Genomic DNA, 21,460 nt, shown 5'->3' with positions numbered 1-21,460 from the left:
AGTCGTGTCTTCGTGAGCTGACCGTCAAGGTCGGCGTCGAGTCGCCCTGTAGACGAGGACACGGGTCCGGATGGTTCAAAGAGATTTCATCCACAGTGCTCCGACCGGCCAGAACTGTGGCGTGCGCCACTTTCTTGAACTCTCGGCCCACCCGGGAACGTCTGCCTTCCGTACGCGGCGCACCCTCGCGCGCCGGGTCGGCCGGGGCGAGCTGTCGGCCTCGGCCCGACCCCAAGTCCTGGACACCGTGGAGGAATCGTTGGCCACCTCCGACGAGTGGAGCAGAGTCGGATTCACCGGCAATCCGGTGACGGGAAATCCTGGCGTCGTCGAGAACATCACCAAGGAACTGCGCGACCTCGGCGATCTGGCCGGGCGGGTCAGCGGCGGCCTCGACGCCCTGCTGACCAAGGCCGAGGACGGGGGCTTCGAGGGGCGGACCGCCGACGCCCTGCGCACCTACGTCAAGGACGAACTCAAGACGTTCATGGCGAACATCAACCGCTCCTTCGACATGGCGGCCAATGCCACGGCCCGCTATGCGCGCGCCCTCGGGGACTCTCAGGACCGGGCCGAGAACGCCGCGGACACCGTCGCCGCGCTGGAGCGGGTCGGCGGTCAGCCGCTGCCCGAGAACGATCCGGAGATGACCCGCGCCCGCAACGAGGTCGACGCCGAGATCGACGCCATCCAGGCCGAGGCGAAGATCCTGGAGGACGCGCTGCACGAGGCGGCCCGGCTGGTGTCGAGGCCCGTGAAGAAGCCGAAGAAGAGCTTCTGGAAGCGGTTCGTGTCGACGTTCTTCAAGGTCCTGGAGATCGTCGCGCTGGTCATCACCCTCATCGCGGCCATCATCGGCGGCCCGCTGGGCCTGGTGGCCTTCGCGCTGGGCGCGGTGCTCTTCGCCAAGGCCCTCGTCGACTACGCCACGGGCAACGGCAACGCCCTCAGCCTGGGCCTCGCCTTCCTCGGCATCCTGTTCCCGTCGACGAAGGGTCTCACCACCCTCGGTGGGCTGCTCCGGCTGGGCTCGTCGGGCGCCAAGGCCCTCAGCGGTGCCCTCTCCGCGAGCGGACGCATGCTGTTCCGGGGCGGCAGGATGCTGTTCTCCTCCCCCGGCCGACTCCTGTCGCTGGCCGGACAGGGCCTCGTCCGGTTCGGCAGCGGGCTCGGCAGCCGGACCGCGAGCGGGTTCATGGCGCTGCCCCGAGTCCTGTCCAAGACGCCCGCGATGGTGGGGTCGGCCCTGCGGTTCATGGGCGGATTCGCCCGGAGCACCTTCCGGCAGGGCTGGTCCGCGCTGACCCGCGACTTCGTTGAGTCGACCGCGTTCGTCGGAGGCAACACGGCCGGACGGCTCGGCGTCTTCACGGTCATGAGCCTGGGCCGGCTCACGATGACGGCGCTCCTGCCCATGAGGTACTCCGAGATCGCCCGGTTCGGCTACCGGGGCGCCTTCCGCATGGGGTTCATCGATCGCGGCCTGCACCTCACCCCGCGGACCGTCGGTACGCTCGGCAGGACGGGCTCCCTGGCCGGGGACCTCACGAACCTGACGGGCCGCAACCTCGACCGGGGCGGAAGTCTGCGCCCGGTGACCGGCACGAACACCGACAGGCTCGCCGTGCCCGGGACCCCGGAGTTCAACGACACCCTCGACGAGCTGGCCGAGATCTCGGTGACGCCGGTGACGACTCCCCGTACCCCCGGATTCAGCTCCCTGACCGGCTCGGGCACCCCCCGTATGCCGGGCCGCCTCGACGACATGGGCGGCCGGCTCAACACCCTCGACACGGTGGGGCTGCCGGTCGGCACGGTCCCCGGCGGACAGCGGCTCGGCGTGCTGAACCCCGTGACCGTCCGGGTGGGCGACGAGCTGATGCCCCCTCGACCGCGTACCACGCTCACCATGTTCGACCAAATGGACGAGTTCGGCGGCCCTCTCACCCCCGGCTCCCCCACCACCCTGCTGCCGCCGCGCAACGCGGTCGACCAGCTGCGGGACCTCGACGAACTGACGGGCGTGGAGCGCACCGGGACCGGGCTGCTCAAGCCCCTCGACGAGCTGTCGGATCTGGCCGACCTGAGCCTCGACGGCAGGCTCGGCGGTCTGACCGAGTTCCAGGTCCGCCAGATCCTGGACGGCGAGATCGACCTGGTGAACGTCACTCCGGACGGGGTCGTCCTGCGTATCGGCAAGACCGATCCGGTGGACGTCCGGGTGCAGTTGAAGGACGGGGTGAAGGTCGACGTCCTCGGACCGTCCGACCCCCGCGTCCCGACCTGGAACTCGACGACCGGCGCCGACCGTCTGGACGAGCTCGGGATCAAGCTCGACGACCTCACCAGGCTGATCCCCGACACCACCGACGGCTCCCGCGCCGCACGTGATCTGCTCGGCCTGGGACCGGTCCGGACGGACCTCACCACCCCGGTCACCAAGAGCCCCGCCTTCACCCCGCTGACCCTGCGGGACATCGTCACCGGCGGAGCCACCGGCAAGCTCGCCACGGAACGCTTCCAGACCTGGGTGCGCACCCAGTCCACCCAACTCCGGCTGGACACCGCCGGACGCAGACTCGGCGAACTCGACGAGCTGACCGACGTACCGCCGCTGAGCCGCGCCAAGGCCCAGCTGGATCTGAGCGCCGCGCGACTCGACTTCGACCAGTCCCGGATCGCGTTCGACCGGCTGGGGATGAACCTGGACACGGTCCGCCGGGACATCACCGTGATGATGACCCGCATCGACGGCGCGGGGGCCACACTGCCCACCGGTGAACTGCCCTTGCTGGACGACCTCGGGCGGCCCACCGGTCAGTGGATCACTATGGAGCCCGGGCCGACCGTCACCTGGGTGCTCAAGTCGGACGCCGGGATCGTCCCCGACGTCAAGGTGCAGATGGTCGACGGCGTGTTCACGGTCACCACCCCCGAGGGTGTCGTCACCCGATTCGGGGCCGACGGCCGTCCGACGGTCCTCGGCGATCCCGGATCGGTCACGCTCCCCCGGCTGCCGGGGACGGGCATGGACGAGGTGGTCCTGCCCGCGCCGCGCCAACCGGACCGGCTGGCCTTCGCCGCCGACCGCTCCGTCGACATCCAGACCATCACTCCGGCGCCGGCGTGGCGCGAGACCGACGAAACGCTGTGGCGCATCGGCGGCAAACGCCCCCTCGACCAGATCTTCAGCGAGGGGTTCACCGTCCGCGACCCCCTGGAGACGAGCCTGGACGTCATGGTCAGGACCGGCCAGCCGTCCGCGTTCGTCAGCACCACCACCGACAAGAACCTCATCTGGGACGGCATCTTCAAGTTCGAGATCGAAGCCTCCGGCGGCATCGACGTCGGCAAGACCTTCGAACGCTCCATGGGCACGGACGCCTGGCGGGCATCGGGCTGGGCTTCGGAGAACGAGATCGCCTTCCCCGGCGGTATCGCCCCGGAGTTCATCCGTGGCGCGTACCGGATGGACGCCCAGCACAACCTCCTGGAATGGATCCCGAACCCCAACTTCGGGGGCAACAACCCCCTGCCCGAGCTGGCGGTGGATCTGAAGGGCGCCGGGGAGGGCACCTCGGGTCTCAGCGCCCTGGACTTCCAGGGGCTGTCCCTCGACGACCAGCTGCGGCTGCTGGACCAGCTCGATCTGGGCGAGGCCAGGCCGTTCGACGACATCGGCTCCCTGAACGGGGCCGACCCCCTGGACGAGGTCGGAAGCCAGCTGGACGATCTCGGCTATCTGTCGGACGACTTCCACTTCGACCGCTTCGACGCGCCCGCGCCCCGCACCGAGACCGTGCTGGTGGACCCGCAGGAGTTCGCCGGGGTGACCGGCTCCCGGATGGAGTGGCAGCGCACACCGCTGGACGACGGCGGGTTCATGTTCACCGGCCAGGCCGGGGACATCCGGCTCGTGTTCACCGCCGACGACGTCCTCCAGTTCACTGATGTGCGGCTCCCGATCGGCGACGGCTTCGTCCGCTTCGACGCAGACGCGGGGCCGGGGTCCCTGCCCCGGATCGTCGGGCAGGACGGAGTGCCGCTGCCCGGCGGTGCGACGATCGAGCCGGTCAGGGGCGCGCTGGGCGTGGTCACCGGTGTGCGGGTGCAGTCCCTCGACGGCGCCTGGATCGGCCGGTTCGACCTGGACGGTACGCGGCTGTCCGAGCAGCTGACCCTGTCCGGCCCCGTCGGCGGGCCACTGACCGGGTCCCGGCTGACCACGACGTTCACACAACTGCCGGGCGGCGCGCAGTCGGCGGCGTACCGGCTGACCGTACCGGGGCTGGGCGACGGCGCCTTCAGTGACGGCGCCTTCAGTGTCGTACGACTGGACGGGGATCTGGCCCAGCGGCTGCCCGGCGGGTACTCGGTGACCGAGACGGCGACCGGGGGGCGGTTCGTCCTCGACCGGGGCGGACGGATCGTGGACCTTCCGGCGGAGGGGACGACGCCGATACGGCTGGACGTGTCCGGGTCGACGGTGCCGGACACGAGCGCGGGCCCGCTGACGACGCTGGACAACCTCGGCGAAGTCGGTGACCTCGCCAGACTCAGTGAACTCGGCGACCTCGGTGAACTGGGCACGGTGAACCGCCTCGCGCTGCCGGATCTGCCGCGTACGAACCTGATGCCGGAGCCCTCCGGTCTCGACGCCCGGTTCGGGGCAAGCGTGACCGACGGCGCGCCGACGCCGGTGAATCCGTCCCGGTTCGACGGCATGGCCCTGTCCGGAGCGGACGAGTTGACGAATCTGCGGCTGCGGGTCACGGAGTTCCCGGCGACCGATCTCGCGCCGGCGTCCTTCCGGATCGACGTGGTGGACTTCGGCGCCCCCGGCGGTCCGGCGCGGCTGGAGAACGTGACGGTGACCCTCCGCGAGGGCGGCGGGCTGAGCATCTCGGGTCCGCAGGGCGGTATGCGCTGGCAGCTCGACGCGCTGGGGCAGCTGGAGTACCGAGAACTGCCGCTGACCGGCACCGACCTGGCGCTGCGCTTCACCGACGACGCCCTGAACCCGATGCCGAGGGTGTTCGGCCCGGACGGGGTGCCCGTCCAGGGTGCGACGCTCACGCCGGTCCGGGACGCGACCGGCACCCTGAGCGAGCTGACCGTGCGGGTGCCCATGCCGGACACGGGAGGGCTCACGGCGATGTGGCGGTTCGAGCCCGGCGGGGCTCTGCGGCAACAGGAGCTACCGCTCACGCTCCCGGGTCTCGACGGCCCCTCGGGCCTGGGCGTCAGGGTGACGATCACCCCGGGAACAGGCGGCACCACGACCAGGGTCCTCGAACTGACCGGGCCGTCGAACCTCACCGGTTCCTTCCGGCTGGGCCCGCTGGACGGCTCACTCGCCGGACGGCTGCCGAACGGCTTCACGGTCACCGACACCGTCACCGGCGCCGGCTTCCACTTCGACGCCGACGGCCGCCTCGCGATACGGGACGTACCCGCCCGCGACGGCTCCGGCTTCCTCCGCTTCACCGAGGACGCGGCACCCGGAACCCCACCGGTCCGGCTCGACGAACTCGGCGACTTCGCCGGCGACCTGGGCGATGTGGCACGGATCTTCGACCGTACGCTCGACGAGGCGGGCGGCGTGCGAGGCCCCCTTGACGACCTCGGCCGCCTGACGGGTCCGGACACACCGCGCACCGACGCGCTCCCGGGACTGGACGATTTCGCCCCGGGGGAACACGAGCTCGTCGACGACCTCTGGAACAGCTTGGTCCAGGACGTACGAACCTTGACCCCCGACGAACTGAACCGCGTCTGGGGTCCCGAATCACCGCGCACCGACGCACTCTCGGAAATCGGCGACGTGTCGGACCCCGAACTGGAGGCTGCCCTCCAGGCGCGCCTCGACAACCTCAGGCGGATGGACAGCGGGCCCCTGGGTGCGGACGAACCGTTCCACGTGCCGCTGTCCGGCGTGGACGAACTGGCGGACCTCGACCTGCGGGTGACACGCCTCCCGGCGACCGACGAGGCACCGCAGGGCTCGTACCGGCTCGAACTTATCGACCGCACGCCCGGCGGGACCGGACCGGTGCGCGCATCGGACTTCAGGGTCGAACTGCTCGACGACAGCGGCATATTCGCCGTCATCGACCCGACCGGCACCACCCGGTTCACGCTCGGGCCGGACGGCCGCTTCCTCGGGCGGGAGACCGTTCTCAGCGTCGACGGACTGCCCGAGGGCATACGGCTCAATGTGAAGGTCGTTCCCGGAGCGGACGGCACAGGGCGGATCGCGGTCGATCTGCTGGTCCCCTCCGGTGCCGCCGGCTCCGTCCGGTTCACCTCGACGACTGGCACGCTCGCCGAACGCCTGCCCAGCGGCTTCACCCTCACCGACACCATCACCGGCTCACGCTTCCACTTCGACCACACCGGCCGCCTCGCCTTCCGCGACCTGCCCGACCCGGACGGCTCCGGCTTCCTCCGCTTCACCGAGGGCGCAGGGCCCGACACCCCGCCCGTCCGGCTCGACGAACTCGGCGACTTCGGCGGCGACCTGGGCGAACGCTTCCCGCTCGACTCCATCCCCGAGAACGACGTCATGGACGACGCCCTGGACACCGTCGACCTCGCAAACATGTTCGACCGTACGCTCGATGAGGCCTCGGCCCTGCGTACGGCGCCGGAGGGCGCCCCGGCGAACATGGCCGACATCGCCGGAGCCATGGACTTCCTGCACGCCGCGCCCGACTCGCACGCCTTCCAGGGGCTGGACCTGCCCGGGATCCAGCGGCTGGCCGACGACGCGGCCGTGTCGCTCGACCGGTTCGGTCTGCGCCCGGAGTTGCTGGGCGGCCAACTGCGGGAGATGACCGCACAGGCCCGTCAGGCGCTGCGGCAGCAGGCCGTCACCACCCTCGGCGACTATCTGAACCTGCCGCTCGCGACCCGCCTCGACGACCTTCAGGCCGTGCCCCCGGCAGGCCGCGTCCTCGGCGACTTCACCGTCACGCCGACACCGCACGGCGGGCCCGGCGGCAGCCGCTACCTCGTGCATCACAACCCCTTGGACGTGACGCTGGGCTTCGACGCGAATCGCTGGCTGGTCTACCAGGAGATGTTCCTGCGGGGCGGCCCGGGCGACCTGGACGGGCTGAAGCTCGGGATCACCGGCCGCTCGGCGGACGGAGGACCGTGGACCCCGAGTTCGCTCGACTTCGTGGGCGCACGCCCGGCCGACGGACTCTTCACGACAGCGCCGAACCCGCGCGGCGGTTTCACCGTCACCGATGCCGCGTCCACCACGAGCTGGCACTACGGCCCCGAAGGCGTGCACACCCTGCGGGACGTACGGTTGCCCGGCGACCGAGGTGTCCTCCGATTCGACGCCGACGCTCCCGGCGGCGTACCGCAGGTGCTGGACTCGGCCGACCGACCGCTCCCCGGGGTGCGCCCCGAGCTCCTGGACGACGGCGGGATCGCCCTGGTCCCCACCGGCAAGGCGGCCCAACCGATGGAGCGGGCCGTCTTCAACCGCACCGGCACGCTGCTGGAGGAGACGATCGCCGTACGGATCAAGGGCGGAAGGGCCAACGGCGAGTACTGGAAGATCGACCACGCCACGAGCACCGCCGTACGAGTCGACGCGTCAGGCACCCCGCTCACCGGGCGCTTCTCCACAGCCAAGATGGAGATGTCGGGAACCGGCCGGTTCAAACTGACCGGCGAGGGCAACGCGACCCTCTTCGAACGCGAGGTACTCGGCAACGGCAACGTCCTCCACATCGACCTGGACCGGGTCGGCCGGGCCCGCTGGACCGAGTTCGACCCGGCAGGGACCAAGGTGCGGGCCGGCGAGCGGATCTGGGACAGCGACCGCAGAACCATCCACGACACGCTCTCCTACCGCTGGGCCCCGGTGGACGTCCTCGACGTACGGACATATACCAAGGCCATCGACGGCGGTCTGATCCGGGCGGAGAAGGGCGCGGCGGGCGACTGGAAGTGGACGCGCTTCGACTCCGGCGGCACCGAGGTGCTGTCGGGGACCCGCGAGTGGTCCTGGAACCACATCGGTTTCAAGGACACCTACATCGACCCGGTCACCGGGCAGCGGACCGTCGCCCACCAGCGCGGCAACATATGGCCGCTGGACGGCTACCACGGCTCCCGCCAGTACCTGGAGCACCCCGTCCTGCCCGGTGAGAGCCCCGCGGGCATGCGGGTGAACCCCGAGCTGCACTCCGCCGTCGGCCCGGCCAACAAGCCGATCGACGTCATCGAGCACCTCGCGGACGGCGGCACCCTGCACGTCGTACGCCTCTCCGACCAGCGCATGCCCGCGGCCCTCTGGCAGACGCGTACGGGCGCCGGCCGGTTCGACGGGCTCTACGGGAACTTCGTCACCGGGGACTCCATGTTCACGGTGTCCAAGTGGACCGAGACCGCCGCCGACGGCACCCGGCTGAAAGGTGTCCGACTCGTCTCGCACGCCGGTCACAGCTGGCGCGACATCGACCAGTTCGGCCGGATCGTCCGGGAGACCCGCAAGCTGGAGAACGGCAACGTCGTCGAGGTCGGCCGCAGTCTCGACGATGCCACGCAGTGGGCCCCGGCCCCGAAGTGGAACGGTTCCGCCGACTCGTACGAGCTGCCCTGGCTGGACACGAAGAGCGGGGTCTCCGGCACCCGCCATGTCTCCGGCGACGGCAGCTTCGAGGACGTGTTCACCAACGCCGCCGGCGACGAGCTCCTGTCGATGCGCTCGCAGGGCGTCGGCGTGCGCGAGTACCTCGGCGAGAACCCGGCGCGCGGCATCGGCCGCGACGACGTCTCCGGGTCGTGGGTGGACAAGAACACCCAGCTGCAGATCACGGGGCGGCGCGACGCGTGGGGTGATCTCCGCATCGAGTCGCACGGTGATCCCCGCCACCGCACCTGGGAGTGGAAGGCCACCGGCCCGGACGGGACGGTCACCGAGGGCATCCGCATGCAGAACCGCGGCTCGTTGTACTCCCGCACCTGGGACGACTCGTTCATCGACTTCGAGCGGCTGGAGAACGGCCGGCCGGGACAAGCGCTCCGGGAACGCAACGCCACCGACGACGGCACCGTCTGGATCGACTCCACCCGGCAGCCCGACAACACCTGGACCTGGCAGAAGACCAACGCCGACGGCACGGTCCACTCTCAGGGCGTCCGCGAGTACCAGGACTTTGGGAAGGGCCGCTGGACCGACCGCATCGGCGACGACGTGGTGAGGCAGCGCGCAGGCGGCCGGGTCCGCGAGTACGCGTACACGGTGGAGGAGACAGCCCCTCCGGCCCTCACCCCGTCGGCCCTCGTCCCGCCGGAAACCGGCCCGACCACCTTGGCGGATCTGCTGTCCCGGTCCGCACGCCACTTCGAGCCGACCACGACGGTCACCGTCAACCGGGAGGTCTGGCGGGAGTTCGACATGGGCAAGGTGGTCCACCGCCGTGACGCGGTGGAGGGCGTCCCCGGCCGGTACCGGGAGTCGGAGTCGCTGTGGGGGCAGTGGCGGGAGTATCAGGACAGCCGGCTGGTCGCCCAGCGCACCATCACCGGACGGGTCTGGGCCACCGACGCCTTCGGCCGCTGGTCGGCCTTCGACATCGCCAAGATGCCGGAGATCAGCAGCCTGCCGTCCGTCGGCGGTCAGGTGGGCCTGGACGGGCATCGCGCCTGGCGGCTCATCGGCCGTGAGGTCGACTTCCGCGGCTACACCAATGAGTTCCGTGGCCTGAACCGCGAGTTCCGCGACCCCTTCCACGAGATCTGGACCGGTGTCCAGGACGGCTCCTCGAACGCCATGCCGCTGTGGCGCCATGAGGTGCGCAGGGCGACCACCGAGTTCGCCACGGGCTTCCTGATCGAGTTCGGCACCAGCTTCGCGGTGTCGGCCATCGTCTCCGAGTTCGCCAACACCCGCTTCGACCCGATGGTGGCCTTCGAGCGGGCTCTGCTCAACGGCGCCATCGGCGGCGGGATCCGGGCCGGCTTCAACGTGGCCCAGGACGTGACCGCACTCGGCAAGATCAAGTACGGCCTGACCAACCTCGACCAGGGCCAGGACTGGAACCGCCACCCCCTGGCCTCCATCGACGACTGGGCCACCGAGTGGTCGTCGTTCGAGAACCCCTCCCGCTGGCGGTCCGGCACCTACGCCTACTTCGACGGCCTGACGGTCAGCGCGCTCACCGGTTTCGTCAACAACGCCCTCAACTCGGCCATATGGGGAGTGGGCGGCCAGAAACACACCGGCCTCGAAGCCCTCGAAGCGGGCGCCTGGGGCGCGGCGGGCTCGCTCTTCACCGGCGTCACCAGCGGGATGGGCAGGTACGCCATCCACACCACCGCGGGCTCGCGGATCTTCCATCGTGGCGGCCCCGGCGAGCTGATCTGGCAGAGCGCCGAGTCGCTGGCCACGGGCATCCTCAACTACTGGATCAACACCAGGGGCGCCCACATCGACTCGACCCGTCCGTTCCCGCCGTCGACCACCAGACCCACGACGCCGTCCACCACCACACCCACGACGCCGTCGCAGGCGACCCAGCAACCGGCCGTCTCGCCCATCGAGGGATTGGAGCTTCCGTGACCCCCACCGCCACCGTGCACCGGGTCGCCCCCAAGGGCCGCGGCACACACCGCAGCATCGCCTCCGCCGTGCGCGCCGCCCGCGACGGCGACGAGATCCTGATCGCCCCTGGCGAGTACGTCGAGCAGTTGCTCCTCGACCGCACGGTGCGCCTGCTGCCGGAGGACGGGCCGGAACACGCCGTGCGGCTGCTGGCCGCGTCCCCCGGGCGGCCCGTACTGGAGGTCGCTGCTCCGGGCGTACGGGTCGAGGGCATCGCCCTGACCGGACAGGACCCCCGTCTGCCCGCCGTGCTGGTCGGCACCGGGGACCTGGAGCTGGGCGCCTGCGAGATATCCGGTGGCCGCGTCGAGGCGGGCGGCGACTCGTCGCTCTCCCTGACGGACTGCCGGGTGTCGGGGGCGGGGCTGGCCGCCGTGCACGTCAACAGCACCGGCTCGGCACGGCTGACACGGGTAGTGGTCGAGGACGTCCAGGGAACCGGCGTGGTCATCGGCTCCCGGGCGGACGCCGAGGCCACGGAGCTGACGGTACGGCGGGTCACCGGCTCCGGTGTCCGCGTACGGGGCGGCGCCCGGGCGGTGCTGCGCGACTGCCGGATCTCCGGGCCGGGCCGCAGCGGGCTGCTGGTGGAGGACGAGGCGGCCCTCACCGCGCTGGACTGCCGGGTGGAGGAGACGGCCGGTGAGGGCATACGCGTACTCGGCAGTTCACCGCGCCCCGAGGACAGGGAGAGTACGGCCGGCGGGGTCCTGCTCGCCCGCTGCGAGGTGCTGCGCACCGGCACGGACGGGGTCGCCGTCTCCGGCACCGGGGACGTACTGCTGCTGAACTGCCGGCTACGGGACGGCTCGGGGCCCGGGGTGAGCGTGGAGGGCGACAGCCGGGCGGAGCTGGTGGACTGCCAGGTGGACCGGGCGCACGGTTCGGGTCTGGTGGCCCGGGGCACCGCCCGGCTGGCCGCCGAGGGCACGTCGGTGACCGGCAGCCGGGCGAACGGTCTGCTGGCGGGCGACCGTTCCGAGGTGCGCATGGCCACGAGCGACATGACGGCGTGTTCGTTCAGCGCGGTCCACGCCTGCGACGACTCCCGGGTGACGCTCACCTCGTGCCGTATCGGATCGACGGCGGAGCACGGGATCAGGGTCACCGACCGTGCCGGTCTCACCGTCGAGGGCGGCCGGATCACGGACTGCGGACTGTCCGGTGTGCAGATCGACAGCGCGGCCGAGGTGCGGATGCGCGGCCTTTCCGTGGTACGCGGCCGGGCCGGGATCATCACAGAGTCGACCGGGACGGTGGTCCTGGAGGAGTGCGACGTCGCGGACGCCGAGCGGGCCGGGATCTCCTGCGGCACCGGGACGACCCCGGTGCTGCGGGACTGCCGGATCAGCGGCACCGGCACGGCCGGCCTGGTGATCGGCGAACGCGCCACGCCCAGCGTCGAGGGCTGCACGGTACGGGACGCCGCCGGCTCCGGACTGGTGGTGGGCCCGCAGGCCGAACCCCGGGTCAGGTCCGTCACGGTGGCCCGGACCGGCAAGAACAGCCTGTTCGTCGGCGAGAGGGCCCGAGGCACCTTCGAGGACTGCGTCTTCGCCGGGGCCGGCGGCGACAGCGCGGCCTTCCCGGCGCTGCACGTGTCGGCCGGCGGCGCACCCGTACTGCGCGGCTGTCTGGTCCGGGACACCGAGGAGGACGTGGCGCTGGAGAAGGGCGCCCGGCCGGTGTTCGACGACTGCCTGTCGCGGGACGTGAAGAACCCGTCCCTGCCCACCGGCGCCGAGCAGTCACTCGCGGCCGCCTCGGGCGCGGACACGGCGGGCTCCGGGACCACCGCGCGAGAGACCGAGGCACCCCCCGAGGACACCATCGAGGACCTGCTCGCCGAACTCGACGGGCTGGCCGGTCTCGAACGCGTCAAGCAGGACGTCTCGTCGCTGGTGAAGCTGATGCGGATGGTGCGCCGCCGCGAGGAGATGGGCCTGGCCCCTCCCCCGCTCAGCCGCCACCTCGTCTTCACCGGGAACCCGGGCACCGGCAAGACCACCGTGGCCCGGCTCTACGGGCGTATCCTGGCCGCCGTCGGTCTGCTGGAGCGCGGCCATCTGGTCGAGGCCGACCGCTCCGCCCTGGTCGGCGAGTACGTCGGCCACACCGGCCCGAAGACCACGCGGGTGTTCCAGCAGGCCCGGGGCGGAGTGCTGTTCATCGACGAGGCATACTCCCTCACCCAGTACGCCGGGTCCAACGACTTCGGCCAGGAGGCGATCGCCACCCTGCTGAAGCTGATGGAGGACCACCGTGACGACGTGGTGGTGATCGTCGCCGGATACCTCAAGGAGATGGAGGTGTTCGTCCGCTCCAACCCCGGTCTGGCCTCACGCTTCAACCGCACCCTGCTCTTCGAGGACTACGGCAGCGCCGAACTCGTCAGCATCGTGGAGCACCAGGCCGCACAGCACCAGTACGAACTCGCCCCGGACGCCCGCGAGGCGCTGACCACCCGCTTCGACGCGATGCCCCGGGAGCGCGGGTTCGGCAACGGCCGTACGGCGCGCCAGCTGTTCCAGGCCATGACGGAACGCCAGGCGTACCGCGTCGCCGAGCTGCCGGACGCCTCGGAGTCCGATGTCATGACGCTCAAGCCCGAGGACATCCCGCAGACCCTTTAGACCGCGTCCGCGGCTCAGACCGCGTCGCAGCCCGTGGCTCCCCGCGGACGCCCAGCCCGCAGATCCCGTAGACCTCCCGCGAGGGACGACTCCAAGGACCGACTCCATGCCGCACACGCCCGCTCACCCGGACCACCGGGAGGCCGACCACCGGGAAGGCGAGTTCGCCGACCTGTTCGCCCGGAAGACACGCACTCCGCTCCGTGGTTTCCTGCCCGGCCGCCGGGTCTGGAACGCGATCGGCGGCTCTGCCGCCGCGGTCGTGGTGATCGCCGGGTCCGCCACAGCCCTCTCCAGCATCGACTGGGGCGGCAGCGCCGACAAGGTGACCACCGCGGCCGACGAGAAGGCCACGCGTGAGAAGTCCCCTTCCGGTGACGCCGAGGAGCCGCCGGCCGACCCGTCCCCGAAGGAGGAGGACCGAGACAAGGGGGACCCCGAGGTCGTCTATCTTCCCGTTTCGGGCGGGGCCGGAGCAGGAGCGGCCCCGCCCACGCAGGAGTCCGCCCCGAAGTCCGACTCGGCCGGCACCACCGGCAGCCAGGAGGAGCAGCGCTCCTCGTCAACGGCCCAGGACACGCAGTCGGTGACCGGCTATCTGTGGGCCGACGGAAACGTGGACCCCGACTCCAACGAGTACTGGGACCAGAGCTCCGTCACCGTCAAGTCCACGACACCGCTCACCGAGCTCAAGGTCGTCGTACGCATCATCCAGACCGGCGGCGTGTCGCACACCGGCGCGTGGAGTTCCCTGGGTGACAAGGTGAACGTGTCCCAGGCCGCCGACAGCGAGCAGCTGGCGTACGTCGTGACGCTGAAGCCGGGCATCACGCTCGACCCTGGCACCTATGTCTTCCAGTTCCAGTACAACCACGACCAGGGCAGGCGCGAAGCCGGCCGCGACCGCTACAACGTCACCGCCACGTCCGCCGGCTCCGTCACCGAGACCCGCACGGGCGGCTTCTGACGGCCGGCCCCGCAGGAGCCCCGGCCGTCGGAAACGGGTCCAACGTCGCGGCCACCTGTTCGTCGGGAGCCGCGGGCCGCTGTACGACCACCGCGACCTGGAGGACGACGCCCACCAGCCCGGAAACCGGTCGGGAGCGGCCACCATTCGTTGTTGCTGACTTCGGTGTCGCGGGGTCGGTACGCCACTCCTGGCGTGGTCCCATCCCCGGGGGCGTGGAAGCGTTCCCCGGGGTTCTGACCGTGCGGGACCCGGAGGCCGTCGCCGCTGACGGCCCCCGGTTCGGGCGATCGGCGGCAGTGGCGGTGAAGTCGCCGATGCCGCGCGCGTTGCTGCTGCCCGTACGGGCAGCGGGGTCGTGCTGCTACTCGGCGTAGGTCTCGAACTCGGTTGCCTGCCGCCGGCGCATTCGCGCCGGCCTGCCCGGAAGCGGACGGCTCTCGATGCGGATGGCTCAGCTCGATGCGGATGGGGATGGGGATGATGGTTCCGTTGCAGCCTGCATCTTCGAGAGCGTTGGTATCGGTGCCGGCCGCGAGGCCACCGCGAACGTGTGCTGCTGCCCGCCCCCGCCGGTCACACTTCAGGCGGTGCCGGCGACGACGTCACCACGTACGCAGCCGCCCTCGCCAACCTGGCCGTTGACAACCGTCGTTCGCTGAAACGGCCGATGTCGGTGATAGGCCGCGCGGAGCACCGTCCGTGCTGGAGGGCGGGTCCGGGCGGGTCCCGCGGGCGGGCGACGTGGGGACGGCGGCCGCCGACCGGCAGCTGACTGCGGACTTCGCCCTGTGGCGTCAACACCCCTTGGGCCTCAGGTCACTGGAGCTTCAGTACCTGCAGATAGCTCGCGACCTCCTCCGTGACCGCGTCCCGGGCGGGGCCCAGGTAACGGCGGGGATCGACGGTCCGAGGGTCGGTGGTCAGCCGGTCCCGGACAGCACGGGTGAAGGCGGCGTTCAGGTGTGTCGAGACGTTGATCTTCGTCATCCCGGAATGGACGGCCCTGGCGAGATCCCGCCCGGCGACGCCCGACGAACCGTGCAACACCAGGGGAACCGCCACGGCTTCGCGGATACGCGCGATGAGCGCGAAGTCCAGGGTCGCGGTCTTGTCAGTCATGGCGTGCGAGGTGCCGACCGCGACGGCCAGCGCGTCGACCCCGGTCGCGGCCGTGAACGCGGCCGCCTCGGCCGGGTCGGTGCGCACCCCGGGGGCATGTACCCCGTCCTTGCCGCCCACCTCGCCGAGCTCCGCCTCGACCCACACCCCGTCGTCATGACAGCGGGCGGTGATCTCGGCGGTGGCACGCAGGTTCTCCTCGTACGGGAGCGCCGAGGCGTCGTACATCACCGAGCCGAAGCCCAGCTCGCAGGCCTCAGCGACCATGTGCGGGTCCGTCGCGTGGTCCAGGTGGACGGCGACCGGCACGGCGGCCCGGCGGGCAGTGGCGAGCGCCGCGAGGCCTACGGGTTCCAGGCCGCCGTGGTAGCGGGCGGTGTTCTCGCTGATCTGCAGGACGACGGGCGTCCGGGCCTGCTCGGCACCAGCGACGATCGCGGTGGCGTGTTCGAGTTGGACGACGTTGAAGGCGCCCAGGCCGCGACCGGCGGCGCGGGCCTCGGCGACCAGTTCGCCGGTGGTCACGAGCGTCATGCGAGGGCTCCGGGGAGAATCACCGAGCGGGAGAGATGGCGCGGCCGGTCGGGGTCGAGGCCGCGCCGGCAGGCGACTTCGACAGCCAGCCTCTGGGCCCGTACGAGCGAGGCGACCGGATCGAGGGCATCGGCGGTGAACCAGGCCCCGGTGGCGGCGACTTCGTCCTCCAGACCGCCGGGTGCCTCGCCGAAGCACCACACCAGGCTCGTCTCGTCGCTGATGCTGATCGGGCCGTGCCGGTACTCCATGGCCGCGTACGACTCGGTCCAGGCACGGGCGGCCTCGCGGAGCTTGAGCGCCGCCTCGTCGGCGAGGCCGACTGTCCAGCCGCGGCCGAGGAAGGTGAACTGGCGCCGAGCGGACCATCCGTGCGGCAACGGTTCGACGACCGCCAGCTCGCCGTCCGCTACGGAGTCCGTCAGGTCGATGCCGAGGCCGGCGCGCAGCAGCTGCAGTGCGGTGGTGGCGAACCGCGTCTGCACGACGGACTTCTCGTCGGCGAAGCCGAGGTCGAGGACTGTGTCGGCGTGCCGCGCAACGGGGCCCTCGGTGACCGCGGTGAGCGCCACGGTGGGGACGCGCCCGGACACGGCGGCGAGCAGGGACAGCACCTCGGTCGTCGTGCCGGAGCGGGTGATGGCCACGATCCGGTCGTAGGGACGGGTCAGGACGGCCTCCGAGGCGGGGAAGGCATCGGTCTCGCCCAGTCCCTCGGACTCGCGCAAAGAGGCATAGGCGCGCGCCATGTAGTACGAGGTACCGCAGCCGACCACGGCGGTCCGCTCACCCGGATGCGGCAGTGCCGAGGTCGACGACGACGCCAACTCAACTGCTCTGGACCAGCATTGAGGCTGACTTGCTATCTCTGCCGTGACATGTGCGGGGGCGATCATCGCCGTCCCTCCAACGTTCGATGGGCTGTGGACGTGATGTGTAGACGCATCCGGGCGGCACCACAATGAGCAAAAGAAGAGCAATGAAGAACGAGTTCGATATCACTTCGCGGATTGCGCATTGATTGCGTATCTCGCGGCTCTGTACACCTGCCGCTCAACAGACAACTACGGCGTGGAGGAGCAGGGCGATGAACAGACGGTGGACCCGCCGGACGGTGGTCACGGCCGCGGTCGGCGCACTGGCGCTGGGGATGTCCGGCTGCGGCGGGACAGACGGCAGCTCCGTGAACAGCGGCGCTGGCAAGGAGCTGACGTACTGGTCGATGTGGAAGGAGGGCGAACCCAACCAGAAGGCCCTGGCCGCCCTGATCAAGGAATTCACGGCTGAGACGGGCATCAAGGTCACCGTGCAGTGGCAGGGCCGTGACGTGCTGAAGAAGCTTCAGCCGACCCTGAACACGGTCCCGGCGGCCGATCTGATCGACCGCAATCTCCCCGAGGTCAAGTCGCTGATGGTTTCCACGGGGACCGCGAGTGACCTGAGCGGGGTGCTGGACGCGAAGATCCCGGGTGAGCAGGGCAAGACCGTCGGCGATGTCGTTCCGGACACATATCTGCAATTGGGCCAGGCCGACGGCAAGCAGGTCGTGATGCCGTACAGCGTCGTCACCAACGGCCTCTGGTACGACGGGAGTGCCCAGCCCGAGCTCGGCTCGGACGCCCCGAAGACCTGGGACGACTTCCAGCAGCTCCTCAACGAGCGGAAGAAGGCCGGCAAGACACCGCTGGCCCTCGACGCCGACATCCCGGACTACGCGGGCTACTGGTACACGAACTTCGTCGTCAGCCGCCTCGGCGCCGGCTCCTTCCACAAGGCCGCGGGCGACAAGAGCGGCAAGCTCTGGAAGGAGGACGGCTACGTCAGGGCGGCCGAGCGCGTGAACCACCTCGCCAAGGACGGGTACTTCGCCGACGGCTACGACGCCAGCAAGTTCCCGGCGATCCAGCAGAAGTGGGCCGCCGGCAAGGCCGACTTCATCCTCATGGGCTCCTGGATCGCGGGCGAGACCAAGACGTACGCCAAGAAGGGCTTCACCTACCGCTCGCTGCCCTTCCCCTCCGACGGTGCGTCCGCGTCCCCGGTCGAGGCCAGCACGTACGGCTGGGTCGTCCCGTCCAAGGCCCGGCACAGCGAGGCCGCGCAGAAGCTCATCGCCTTCCTGTACGGCAAGCAGCGGATGCAGGCGTACGCCGACGCGACACAGGGCATCGTCGCCCGCGAGGACGTGAAGGTCGCCGACGCGATGGCGGACGCCGCCGCGGCGATGAAGGACAACGGCACGTACCAGACGTTCGACGGTGCCAACCAGGACTACGCGGAGTGGTGGACCAAGGTCTTCCAGCCGCTCAACACCAAGCTGGTCACCGGCAAGCTCTCCGCCACCGCGTTCACCGACCAGCTCGCCTCCCAGAGCGCCGACTTCTGGAAGCGGGCGGGCTGATGACGACCGCCATCGGCGAAGGCACCCGAAGGGTGAGGGTCGGCCGCGCCACCGCGGCCGGCCGGGTGGCCCCGGCCGGCGCCTTCGCCCGCCACCGCAAGCGCCTGTACGTTCCCTTCGTCGTCCCGGCACTGCTGCTCTACGCGGCGTTCCTGCTGGCCCCCGTCGCAGCGACCGTCTGGATCAGTCTCCACACGTGGGCGGGCGCCGGGCCTATGGAGTGGGCGGGAGTCAGCAACTACGAGCGGATGCTCCAGGACCCGGTCTTCCGCCAGTCCTTCTCCAACACGCTGCTGCTGCTCCTCGGCGGCGGCGCCGTCACCTTCGCACTCAGCTTCGGTCTCACCATGCTGCTGCGCGACATGACAGGACGCTCAGCCGCCCGCTCTGTGATCTTCTTCCCCAATATCGTTCCGCCCCTGGTGGTCTCGATCCTGTGGGGCTTCCTCTTCCAGGCCGACGGCCTCGTCAACGCGGCGCTCCGGGCCATCGGCATCGCCCACCCGCCGGCCTGGCTGGCCGAGGAGAACCAGTTCAAGGTCATCCTGCTCGGCATCATCTGGATGAGCACCGGCTACTACACCACGATCATCATGGCCGCGGTGGACCGTATCCCGCCCTATCTGTACGAGGACTGCGCCCTGGCCGGAGCGAACGCGTGGCAGCGATTCCGCCACGTCACGCTCCCGCTGTCCTGGGACGTCATCGGCATCTGCGCGGTCCTGTGGACCATCAACGCGATGAAGACCTTCGAGTTCATCATCGCGATGGCCGGCTCCTCCAGCGCCCTGCCCGCCACCAGCACATGGACGGCATCCCTCTACGCATACGCCTCGGCCTTCATGCCGTCGGGAGTGCCGCAGTACGGCATCGCCTCGGCCTCCGCGGTCGTCACGCTCGTCATGGTCGCCGTCCTGGTCGTACTGATCCGCCGAGTGATGCGCCGTGACGCGCTCGAGTTCTGAAGGGTCCGGTACCACGATGGCTTCTTCCATCCCCTCGACGATGCGCGCGGGGCGGGCCCAGCGGTTGCTCGGCTCCCCTCCCGTGTGGCTCTTCGTCGCCTTCAATGTCCTTGTCCTGCTGTGGATCCTGGCCTCCGCCGTCAAGCCGACCCGGGAGATCATCGCCTCGCCCTGGTCGCTCCCGGACTCGCTGCAGTGGGGAAACTTCGCGCGCGCCTGGGATGCTGGGAACTTCGGCGCCTCCACCCTCAACTCCCTTGTCCTGGTGGGGGCCACTGCCCTGGCGACCGTGCTGGTCGCGGCCCCGGCCGCGTACGCGCTCAGCCGGCTCGGCGCGTGTTCCGCAGGCGCCGGCACCTCGCTCTTCGCGATCGGCCTCGGCATCCCCTCGCACGCCGTCTTCCTGCCGCTGTACCAGGCGATGGCCCCGCTCGGGCTGGTCAACAGCCTGTGGGGGCTGTGGCTGCTCTACACCGCCACTTCGATGCCGTTCGCGGTCTTCTTCCTGACCGGGTTCTTCCGCTCGCTGCCCGCCGAACTGGAGGAGGCTGCCGCTCTGGACGGGGCGACGCCCTTCTACACGTACTGGCGGATCATGCTGCCGCTCGCCCGTTCCGGGCTGATCACCCTGCTGCTGCTCAATGTCATCCAGCACTGGGGCGAGACCTTCTTCGCGCTCGTCTTCATCCAGGACCAGAAGCTCCAGACGCTGCCCCTCGCACTGCTCGGCTTCCTGCAGCAGATGCAGTACAGCGGCGCCGACTGGGGCGGGATGTTCGCCGGAATCGCGATCGTCGTGCTGCCGCTGGTGGCTCTCTACGTCTGGCTGGGCCGCCGCATCATCGAAGGCATGACGCTGGGATCCGGAAAGTGACGGCGGGACGTCGGGACGTCGGGGCGTCGGGACGTCGGGACGTCGGGACGTCGGGACGTCGGGACGAGAGTGATGCTCGGCCGGCAATTGACGCCCCGACCGGACACGTGCCGATCGGACAGGGGACAGGTGCCGATCGACCCGGACAAGTGCCGCTCGAATCCGGCACGTGACCACCGCATTCATGTGAAAGGAAACACTCCCTGTGTCACCTCGCCCGAGGGCCCTCATCGCCATGCCTCCGACCGTGGCAGCGCTGGCCCTGCCGGACGACCTGCGAACGAGACTGCGCATGGTCTGTGATGTGCCCGATCTGGTGGCCGACGACTTCACCCGCCCCGAGGTGCGCAAGGCCCTGGCCCATACAGAGGTTCTGATCTCCGGCTGGGGCTGTCCGGCCGTCGACGCGGGCCTGCTCGCCGATGCCCCGCGGCTGTCAGCCGTGCTGCATGCGGCAGGCTCGGTCAAGCCCGTACTGGCCCCCGCGGTGTGGGAGCGAGGCATCACCGTCTCCTCGGCGGCACTCGCCAACGCCGGGCCGGTGGCCGACTACACCGTCGCTGCGATCCGCCTCGCCGCCAAGCGGGCCCTCCGCCTGGCGGCCGACTACCGCGGGGGGTACCACCAGGACCTGACGCTCAGCTCGCGCACCGGGATGCTGGACCGCACCGTCGGCATCGTCGGCGCCTCGAAGATCGGGCGGCTGGTGCTGGAACGGCTCGCGGGTACGGGCGTACGGCTCCTGGTGCACGACCCCTATCTGGGACCGGACGAGGCCACGGAACTCGGGGCGCAATCGGTGTCCCTGGACCGGCTGCTGACCGGTTCGGACATCGTCTCGCTGCACGCCCCGCTGCTTCCGGAGACCCGCCATCTGCTGGACGAACGGGCGCTCGGTCTGCTGCGGGACGGCGCGGTCCTCGTCAACACCGCACGCGGCGGGCTGGTCGACACCGACGCACTGCTGGCCCACTGCGCGGAAGGCCGCATCGATGCCGTACTCGATGTGACGGACCCGGAACCGCTGCCGCCCGGCCACCCCCTGCTCGCGCTGCCCAATGTGCTGGTCACGCCGCACATCGCCGGCGCGATGGGGTCGGAGGTGCGGCTGCTCGGCGAGTTCGCGGTCGACGAGGCGGAACGCTTCGCCGCCGGACAGCCGCTGCTCGGCGAGGTCCGGGCTGAGGACCTGCCCCGGATCGCCTGATCCACGCCTCCGCCTGATCCGCGCCCCGCCTGTACCACGGGCCCACACGCCCGACGGCGACGCCGCGCCCTCGTCTCCACGAAGGCGCGGCGTCCAGCTGTCCGCGGCGGCTTCCAGCTGTCCGCGGCGG

General features: G+C 70.5%; 10 protein-coding genes. 8 read left to right on the top strand and 2 right to left on the bottom strand.

Annotated elements, in window-relative coordinates; genetic code table 11:
- The first annotated feature begins 121 nt into the window (after positions 1-121).
- From ACSMXV_RS34765 to ACSMXV_RS34750, 4 genes are all read left to right on the top strand, one after another.
- Complete coding sequence (locus ACSMXV_RS34765; protein ID WP_473175078.1) at positions 122-10,585, top strand: scabin-related ADP-ribosyltransferase; 10,464 nt, start codon at positions 122-124, stop codon at positions 10,583-10,585.
- Positions 10,582-13,260 (top strand): right-handed parallel beta-helix repeat-containing protein, encoded by a 2,679-nt coding sequence (locus tag ACSMXV_RS34760; protein ID WP_473175077.1) that lies wholly within the window; start codon positions 10,582-10,584, stop codon positions 13,258-13,260. Before ACSMXV_RS34765 ends, ACSMXV_RS34760 begins: the two co-directional genes overlap by 4 nt.
- 106 nt (positions 13,261-13,366) lie before the next feature.
- Entirely contained in the window at positions 13,367-14,227 is an 861-nt protein-coding gene (locus tag ACSMXV_RS34755) for a hypothetical protein (protein ID WP_473175076.1), read from the top strand.
- Between the two features lie 215 nt (positions 14,228-14,442).
- Positions 14,443-14,604, top strand: coding sequence for a hypothetical protein (locus ACSMXV_RS34750; protein ID WP_473175075.1), 162 nt, complete (start codon positions 14,443-14,445; stop codon positions 14,602-14,604).
- A 442-nt stretch (positions 14,605-15,046) separates the two neighbouring features.
- Here the strand turns inward: ACSMXV_RS34750 and ACSMXV_RS34745 are convergent, their stop codons facing one another.
- Both ACSMXV_RS34745 and ACSMXV_RS34740 read right to left on the bottom strand, forming a co-directional pair.
- A complete protein-coding gene (locus tag ACSMXV_RS34745) occupies positions 15,047-15,883 on the bottom strand; it encodes a class II fructose-bisphosphate aldolase (protein ID WP_473175074.1) in 837 nt (278 codons plus the stop codon).
- A complete protein-coding gene (locus tag ACSMXV_RS34740) occupies positions 15,880-16,779 on the bottom strand; it encodes an SIS domain-containing protein (protein ID WP_473175073.1) in 900 nt (299 codons plus the stop codon). The genes ACSMXV_RS34745 and ACSMXV_RS34740 overlap by 4 nt, the downstream gene beginning before the upstream one ends.
- A 191-nt stretch (positions 16,780-16,970) precedes the next feature.
- On the opposite strand from ACSMXV_RS34740, the gene ACSMXV_RS34735 reads away from it, so the two are divergent.
- The 4 genes from ACSMXV_RS34735 to ACSMXV_RS34720 all read left to right on the top strand — a co-directional run bounded on the left by ACSMXV_RS34735 (position 16,971) and on the right by ACSMXV_RS34720 (position 21,330).
- Entirely contained in the window at positions 16,971-18,284 is a 1,314-nt protein-coding gene (locus ACSMXV_RS34735) for an ABC transporter substrate-binding protein (protein WP_473175072.1), read from the top strand.
- Positions 18,284-19,249: a carbohydrate ABC transporter permease gene (locus tag ACSMXV_RS34730; RefSeq protein ID WP_473175071.1), complete on the top strand. Its 966-nt coding sequence runs from the start codon at positions 18,284-18,286 to the stop codon at positions 19,247-19,249. Before ACSMXV_RS34735 ends, ACSMXV_RS34730 begins: the two co-directional genes overlap by 1 nt.
- A gap of 16 nt (positions 19,250-19,265) precedes the next feature.
- Positions 19,266-20,123 (top strand): carbohydrate ABC transporter permease, encoded by an 858-nt coding sequence (locus ACSMXV_RS34725; RefSeq protein WP_473175070.1) that lies wholly within the window; start codon positions 19,266-19,268, stop codon positions 20,121-20,123.
- Between the two features lie 235 nt (positions 20,124-20,358).
- The gene (locus ACSMXV_RS34720) at positions 20,359-21,330 is read left to right on the top strand and encodes a hydroxyacid dehydrogenase (protein ID WP_473175069.1); all 972 of its coding nucleotides are present in this window, start codon (positions 20,359-20,361) and stop codon (positions 21,328-21,330) included.
- Positions 21,331-21,460 lie beyond the last annotated feature (130 nt).

Source organism: Streptomyces sp. DSM 42067 (assembly GCF_055792885.1).
This window is presented reverse-complemented; position numbering and strand designations above follow the sequence as displayed.